At 67.6% G+C, this 7058-nt stretch carries 4 protein-coding genes; 1 reads left to right on the top strand and 3 read right to left on the bottom strand.

The window, feature by feature from the left end; all coding sequences use genetic code 11:
• The 3 genes from BGO22_RS17480 to BGO22_RS17470 form a co-directional block, all read right to left on the bottom strand.
• A partial coding sequence (locus tag BGO22_RS17480) for a P-loop NTPase (RefSeq protein WP_286851991.1) occupies positions 1 to 758 on the bottom strand: 758 nt, incomplete at its 3' end.
• 155 nt (positions 759 to 913) lie between these two features.
• On the bottom strand, positions 914 to 3892 hold the full coding sequence (locus BGO22_RS17475; protein WP_286851990.1) for a hypothetical protein: 2979 nt from the start codon (positions 3890 to 3892) through the stop codon (positions 914 to 916).
• 172 nt (positions 3893 to 4064) lie between these two features.
• Positions 4065 to 5447 (bottom strand): hypothetical protein, encoded by a 1383-nt coding sequence (locus BGO22_RS17470; RefSeq protein ID WP_286851988.1) that lies wholly within the window; start codon positions 5445 to 5447, stop codon positions 4065 to 4067.
• A 176-nt stretch (positions 5448 to 5623) separates the two neighbouring features.
• Here BGO22_RS17470 and metG point away from each other — a divergent pair.
• The coding region (gene metG / locus BGO22_RS17465; RefSeq protein WP_286851983.1) for a methionine--tRNA ligase at positions 5624 to 7058 on the top strand (1435 nt) is incomplete at its 3' end.

Genomic DNA, 7058 nt, shown 5'->3' with positions numbered 1-7058 from the left:
ATCTTGATGCCCTTGCGCGCGTCCAGCAGGGCGATGTCCTGCGGCGTGGTGACGATCACCGCGCCCGTGATGGGCACACGCTGCGACAGCGTGAGCTGGATGTCGCCGGTGCCGGGCGGCATGTCGACGATGAGGTAGTCGAGGTCCTTCCAGTTGGTCTGGCGCAGCAGCTGCTCCAGCGCCTGCGTGGCCATGGGGCCGCGCCAGATCATGGCCTCGTCGCGGTCGATGAGGAAACCGATGGAGATGACCTGCACGCCGTAGTTTTCCAGCGGCTCCATGGTCTGGCCATCGATGCTCTCAGGCCGGCCCTCGATGCCCAGCATCATGGGCTGGCTGGGGCCGTAGATGTCGGCATCGAGCACGCCCACGCTGGCGCCCTCGGCCGCCAGCGCCAGCGCCAGGTTCACGGCCGTGGTGCTCTTGCCCACGCCGCCCTTACCCGAGGCCACGGCGATGATGTTCTTCACCTGCGGCAGCAGCGCCACGCCGCGCTGCGCAGCGTGCGCGATGACCTTGGTGTGCAGGTTCACCGACACGTTTTCCACGCCCGCCACCGACCGCGCCGCCGCCACCAGGGCCTTGCGCAGCGCGGGCATCTGGCTCTTGGCCGGGTAGCCCAGCTCGACGTCGAAGGACACCTCGCCGTCCTGCACCTGCAGGTTCTTCAGGGCCTTGGTGGAAACGAAGTCGCGCCCGGTGTTCGGGTCCTGCACGGCTTGCAGCGCCTGCATCAGCGCCTGTTGGTCGACGGGCATGGGGGGATGGCTCCTGGGGTGAGGGGATGGCCGCCACGCCGTAGGGAAATACGGGGGCGGGTGCTCTGCGGCGGCGAAAGTCTACCGCCGCGGGGACACCACCGCCATGAAAGGGGTTCAGCGCCGGGCGCCCGGGTGCCCGAACGCCCCCCGGTTCATTGCGCCTTCGATGACAGCAGGGCCTCGCGCCAATCCAGCGCCGCTTGTTTCAGGACTTGGGGTTTGTCCTCCCCGGGAATGTCTGTCGACGTGAAGAGGCCCACCATGGCCTTGACCCAGATGGCCTCGTGCTGCCCGATCGCGGTGTCCAGCCACTGCGGAAAGGTCTCGGCCGCCGCGGTCCAGAGCGCGGCGAGGTTCAAGGCCCAGCCAGGCCCCACCGCCTCGGCGTTCGGCTGCGACAGCACCTCCCGGCACGCCGTCACCAAGGCGCTGGCCCAATGCTCTGCCCATCGGAACGCGGGGCCACCCGACCCGCTCGGCGAGCAGGCCGCGACGCGGGCGGCGTTCAGGGCCTGACCGCAGTGCAGCAGCCCCTTCGCCAGGTTGTGCCGCAACAAGACCACGGGAGCCGGTCCGCCTGTCGGTGCCCCCGGCGGGGGCTCCATCAGGGAAAGGAACAACCCCTGGTTGTCATGGTCCCAAAGGTGAATCTGCATTCGCTCACGCCACAGGTAGTTGTCCATGAGCCGCGCGTGCAGTTCCGCGGGGCACGTCAACCCATTGACCAGCGCCCTGACCCACAGGTCTTCCAGGAATGCCCTGCGCTGCTTGCCTTCGGCGCGCTCGACCTCGAGGCCACGGCCGAGGCAGAACTCGATGAGCCACCGCTCCATCGACGTCGATGCGGGATCGGGCTTGGCCGCGACGAACCGGCAGAAATCCAGCAGCATCCTCCACCCCGGCTGCCAGCGGTGGGTGTGGCTTTCCCCTTCGGCCAGCCAGTCGCGCTGTGACATCAGCCGGCTGGCGATGCGCAGGAAGCGGTCCACACCCGACACCGGCGTCTCACTCTGCAGAGAAGGCGGCATCGCCACCAGCACCCGCCGCAGATCAAGGCCGTCGGCGAAGCGCTCGAACAACCACACCATGCGGGCGATGCCGCAGGCCTCGCCGTCCATGGCCGCTGCCAAGACGCCCGCCAGCAGGGGACCGGAGGCCTTCTGGTCCTTGACCACGGGTCGCAACCACCCATCAAACTCGGCGGAAGACAGCGCCTGGCCCACGCCGCTACCGAAAGCGCCCAGGCCCAGGTCCAGCAGCTGGTCTATCCAGTGGCGCGTCTCCCACCACGCCCCCCAGGCCGGGCGCCAGGCCCGGCGGGCCAGTTGTTCCACATGGGCCCGCAACCGGTTCATCCGGGCCTGCCTGCCGGCCCCCTCAGGGTTGGCGCAAGGCGGCACCGCCCCGCTGTCCAGGTGCTGGCGCACCACGCCCTCCAAGGGGTGGTTCTCGCCCAGCCCGCAGCGCTCCAGCAGCCCCAGCAGGCGCTGGAGCACCGGTCTGCGCCGTGCCCGCCTTTCGCTCCTCACTGTCGTCAAGCGCGCCCGCGTCCTGTCCAACTGCCGCCCCAGCGCCTTCAGCTCCCGCGCATGCTGCTCCTGTTCCTGCGGTGTTTTGTGCCTTGGGTCCTCGGCCCAGGTGATCTCGGCTCTCTGGATCGCCTCGCTCAGCCCATCGGCTTTCTCCTGAATGAGCCGCAGGGCTTCGTCGTCTTCTTCGGGCAGGTCGTGGATTTGCAGGCCCTGGCCGGTCAAGCCGTAGGTCAGGCCAACGGTCTTGAGCAGCGCCTGGACGTCCTGCGCCAGCCGATCGAAGTGCTCCAGGGCGACACCCGGCCCCGCCAACCAGCACAGCTCGGCGATGCCATCGGCGGCCTTCTCGGGGCATCCCTCCTGGAGATGGCGAGCCAGCTGTTGCGGCACCCCCCGGTCCAGACGCGCCTGCATTGCCTGCACCTCGGCCCGCGCCCGCTCGTCCAGGCCACTGTCGGACGCGAGCAGGTCTTTGAACGCCGACCTCAGGCACTCACCGAGCCACAAGCGATCGTCTGCATGCGCCTGCGGTTCGTCGCACAGCGCCAGGTAGCAAGCGACCAGCCCGTTCAGGGCGTGGGCCGTGTCGGCATTGGCCGCCCGCTGCACCGCCGCCGACAGCAGGCGCTCGCGGCACGGCTCGGGCACGGCGTCCAGCAGGTCGGGCGTCAGCTCGCAGGCCCAGGCCCGCTCGAGCAAGCTGGCCCAACCGCCGAGCTGCACCGACGGCTGCTCTGGCGCAGGGGCGTTCTCTGTCAAGGCATGCGCCACGGCACTGCGCAGGATGGCGCGGCGCAACGGGTCCCCCAAGCCCTCCGCGCGGTCCAGCCAGGTCGCGCACACGCCCATGCCGGCCGACAAGCTGGCGTCAAAGCCCGCCTCGATGTTCTGGCGTACCCAGCCAAACAGGTCCTCGGTCGAAAGGCCGGTCAACACCTCGTGCAAGCCGCCCACCGCATCGGGGACCCCATACGCGAGGCCGCGCTTGTCCTCGCGGGAACACCCGCGATAGGCGCTCCAGAAGCCGCTCCAGTCATCGCGCAGCAGCGCAATCTTGGCGAGCGAGTGGGCCGAGCAATGGGCGCTCACTTGTTCGACGATGAAGTCGTGGTACTCGAACTTCTCATTCATGTGCCGGCAAGCGTGCGCCGCCACGCCAAACAGCGCGCGCTGGAATCGCTGGCGAATCTCCTCGTCCGCGTGGTCCTTGAGCGCGTCCTTGTCCTCAACGTTCATCGACAGGAACAGGTGGGCTCGCGTGGCAGGAGCCAGCACCTCCAGCCAGTCGCAGACCTGCGAATGCTGTCCCGTCGCCACCAGTCCTTTGATGCACTGGGCCAGGTGGGTCGTCCCGCCCGTGTCGAGTTCCACCGGGCCATTGAACTCCAGGCGGCCGTCGCCGACGCGCGCGGGCGGCTGGTCCTGGCTTTGGAACGTCTGGATCGTTTGGCACAGGCCGAACCACGCGCCCTCGCTCATCGCCCCCCGCGCAACGACGAGGGGCTTGAGCTCGCCGGGGGTGGGCGGTTCGATCCCCTCCCGCGGGGACAAGGCGCGCCCCCCGGGCGGGTGCTGCATCGGCCCGGTGTTCTGTGGCACGGCCTCTGGGCGCTGCTCGTGGACGCTTTCACGCGATGGGCGTCGAGGAGATGTCGAAGGAGAACGACGGATCATTCGCATGCTGATGGCTTTGTAGCGGGAGAACGAAGGCGAAACGACGCCGCCGCGGCCTGCCGGCGGCAGCGCATGGCCACGCTCTCAGGCCGGCCCCTTATCGTTTGAGGTGCTGATGAACCCAGCGCACGACGGCCCTCCCAGCCGCCTCGTCGTGGGCACCTGTGTTGCTGGCGCTGTTGGCATCGCTGTCATTCACGATTTCGATGACACGCGCCAACCACGGGTGGCGCGACAACACCGCTTCCCACCACTCGGGCTTCAGCCTGGCCAGGCCGCTCCAGAAGCGGCCGACGTCCAACAGGATGGGGGCCAGGACTTCCTGGGGAAGGTCGATCAGTGGCGGCTCGAACGCCTGCGACGCCGTCCACCACTGCAAAGTGAACTCCACCGACGCCGTGGCCCGTTCAACATCCTCGCCGGACCACGAATCGCCATGCTGAGGCGCCAACAGCGGCAACAAGCGCGGGTTGCGCACCGCCATGCGCGCCAGGTTGTCGTTCAGCAGCGCGAGTTGCTGCCGTTGATCGAGGTCTGAGCAGCGGCCAGCGCACAGACGCGCCAGCAACCGCGGGTGTTGACCGCGGTCCCGAAGGACGTTCGATACCGCTGGCACGCCGGACACCTCGCTGAACATGAAATGGTCGTCGAGGACCTTAGGGGAGAGACCGTTCACCACAGCCGACAACCAGAGGTCGTCAAAAAGGGCGCGCCGTTCGGCTTGGCCGCCGGACAGCATCGACTGGTGCAGGAACGCCCGAATGACCAACCCCTCACCCCACGGGGCAGCATCGGGCGAATCGTGGATGAACTGTCCGAGGGCGAAGAGCACATCCCACCCCTCCCAGGCGGTGGGACTTGACCACCGATCGCCGGCCTGGCGTTGAAGCGCGTTCAGTTGCTCGGGCTCGCCGGCCAAACGGGCGGCCAGCGCGAAGAGGCGATCGAGGCCCGATATCGGTGGCTCGTTGGGCGACGAGGGCGCCCAAATGGGCGAGAGCAGTCTGCGCAGGGCGACGTGAGGGGCATAGGCCGAGATGAGGGCACACAACTGGCTGGTCGTGCAATGCGGCGATCCCATGGCTTTCGTGATCATCTCCAGCAACAGCGCCTTGATCGGCGGGGTCGCTTGGGACAAGGCCTGTAGCACCGGCTCGTTCGCTTGTCCCGCGTCATCGAGCAGTTCCTTCAGCACCGCCTTCACCGACGGCCCGTCGTGCGGCTTGGGTAGGGCGAGCAGCGGCAGGGACAGAGGCGTCTGCGGCGCTTGCATGCCCGCGGGAGGAAAGCTGAGGGGCTGCTCAGGCGGACGCACGTCCCTGCCTTCGAGGCGGCGGTCATCCGGGGCGTCCGGCTGCGACGCTGTCGTGCCCGGCGGCATCGGCGCCGAGAGGGACGGGTCTTGTTCCGGGTTCTTCTTCGAGGTCGAGGGGAACCGGGGAATCGGGCGTTGGGGGAACGTTGCGCTGTGTTTTTGCATGTGGCTGCTCCTTTCGATCGACAACGGGGGGCATGCGGGAACGGGTCTGCAGCCTGGCCAATGCCTTTGCCCTGCTGCTCTTTGACCGCTCCCGATGCATCGCCGCGTCAGTACCCCCGTCAGATGAGGCGGTTCCTCTCGCCCATAAAATGAAGGGTTTCATCACGAGCGCCACCATGCCCCGCCAGCTCTTCGTCACCACCGCATTGCCGTACGCCAACGGCCACTTCCACATCGGCCACATCATGGAATACATCCAGGCCGACATCTGGGTGCGGTTCCAGCGCATGCAGGGGCACACGGTGCACTTCGTCTGTGCCGACGACGCGCACGGCGCGCCGATCATGATCGCGGCCGACAAGGCCGGCAAAACGCCCCAGCAGTTCGTGGCCGACATCGCCGCGGGCCGCAAGCCCTACCTCGACGGTTTCCACATCGCCTTCGACAACTGGCACAGCACCGACGCGCCCGAGAACCACGAGCTCGCGCAGGCCATCTACAAGGACCTCAAGGCGGCCGGCCTGATCGAGACGCGCACCATCGAGCAGTTCTTCGACCCCGAGAAGAACATGTTCCTGCCCGATCGCTTCATCAAGGGCGAGTGCCCGAACTGCCACGCCAAGGACCAGTACGGCGACAACTGCGAGGTCTGTGGCAAGGTCTACAGCCCCACCGATCTCATCAACCCCTACTCGGCGCTGTCGGGCGCCAAGCCGGTGCTCAAGCACTCCGAGCACTTCTTCTTCAAGCTGTCCGATCCGCGCTGCCTGGCCTTCCTCAAGCAGTGGACCACCAGCGGCGCGGTGCAGCCCGAGGTGCTGAACAAGATCAGCGAATGGATCGCGCCCGACGAGAACGGCCAGACCAAGCTGGGCGACTGGGACATCTCGCGCGACGCGCCCTACTTCGGCATTGAGATCCCCGACGCGCCGGGCAAGTACTTCTACGTGTGGCTGGACGCGCCCGTGGGCTACCTGGCCTCGCTGAAAAACTGGCTGGGCCGGCAGGGCATCGACTACGCCGCCTTCATGGCCGACCCGTCCACCGAGCAGTACCACTTCATCGGCAAGGACATCATCACCTTCCACACGCTGTTCTGGCCGGCCATGCTGCACTTCAGCGGCCGCAAGACGCCCAACGCGGTCTTCGTGCACGGCTTCCTCACCGTGAACAACGGCGAGAAGATGAGCAAAAGCCGCGGCACCGGCTTGGACCCCTTGAAGTACCTGAGCCTGGGCATGAACCCGGAATGGCTGCGCTACTACCTGGCGGCCAAGCTCACGGCGCGCAACGAGGACCTGGACTTCAACCAGGAAGACTTCCAGCTGCGGGTCAACAGCGACCTGATCGGCAAGTTCATCAACATCGCCAGCCGAGCGGCGGGGTTCATCGCCAAGCGCTTCAACGGCCGGCTGGGCGCGGCCTCGGCCGACGGCGCGGCCCTGCTGCAGGCGCTGCAGGCCAAGGCTCCGGCCATCGCCGCGCTGTTCGATGCGCGCGAGTACGGCAAGGCGCTGCGCGAGGTGATGGCCCTGGCCGACCAGGTCAACGCCTACGTGGACCAGAACAAGCCCTGGGAGCTGGCCAAGCAGGACGGCCAGGAGGCCCGCC

The organism is Hydrogenophaga sp. 70-12, from assembly GCF_001897365.1.
GTDB lineage: Bacteria > Pseudomonadota > Gammaproteobacteria > Burkholderiales > Burkholderiaceae_C > Hydrogenophaga > Hydrogenophaga borbori.
Note: the sequence above shows the minus strand (reverse complement) of the source record. Positions and strands in the feature narration are given on the sequence as shown.

What these genes read in the sequence shown, in the direction of transcription:
- BGO22_RS17470 (WP_286851988.1), bottom strand. Translation starts at nt 5,447, where the DNA reads ATGCAAAAACACAGCGCAACGTTCCCCCAACGCCCGATTCCCCGGTTC.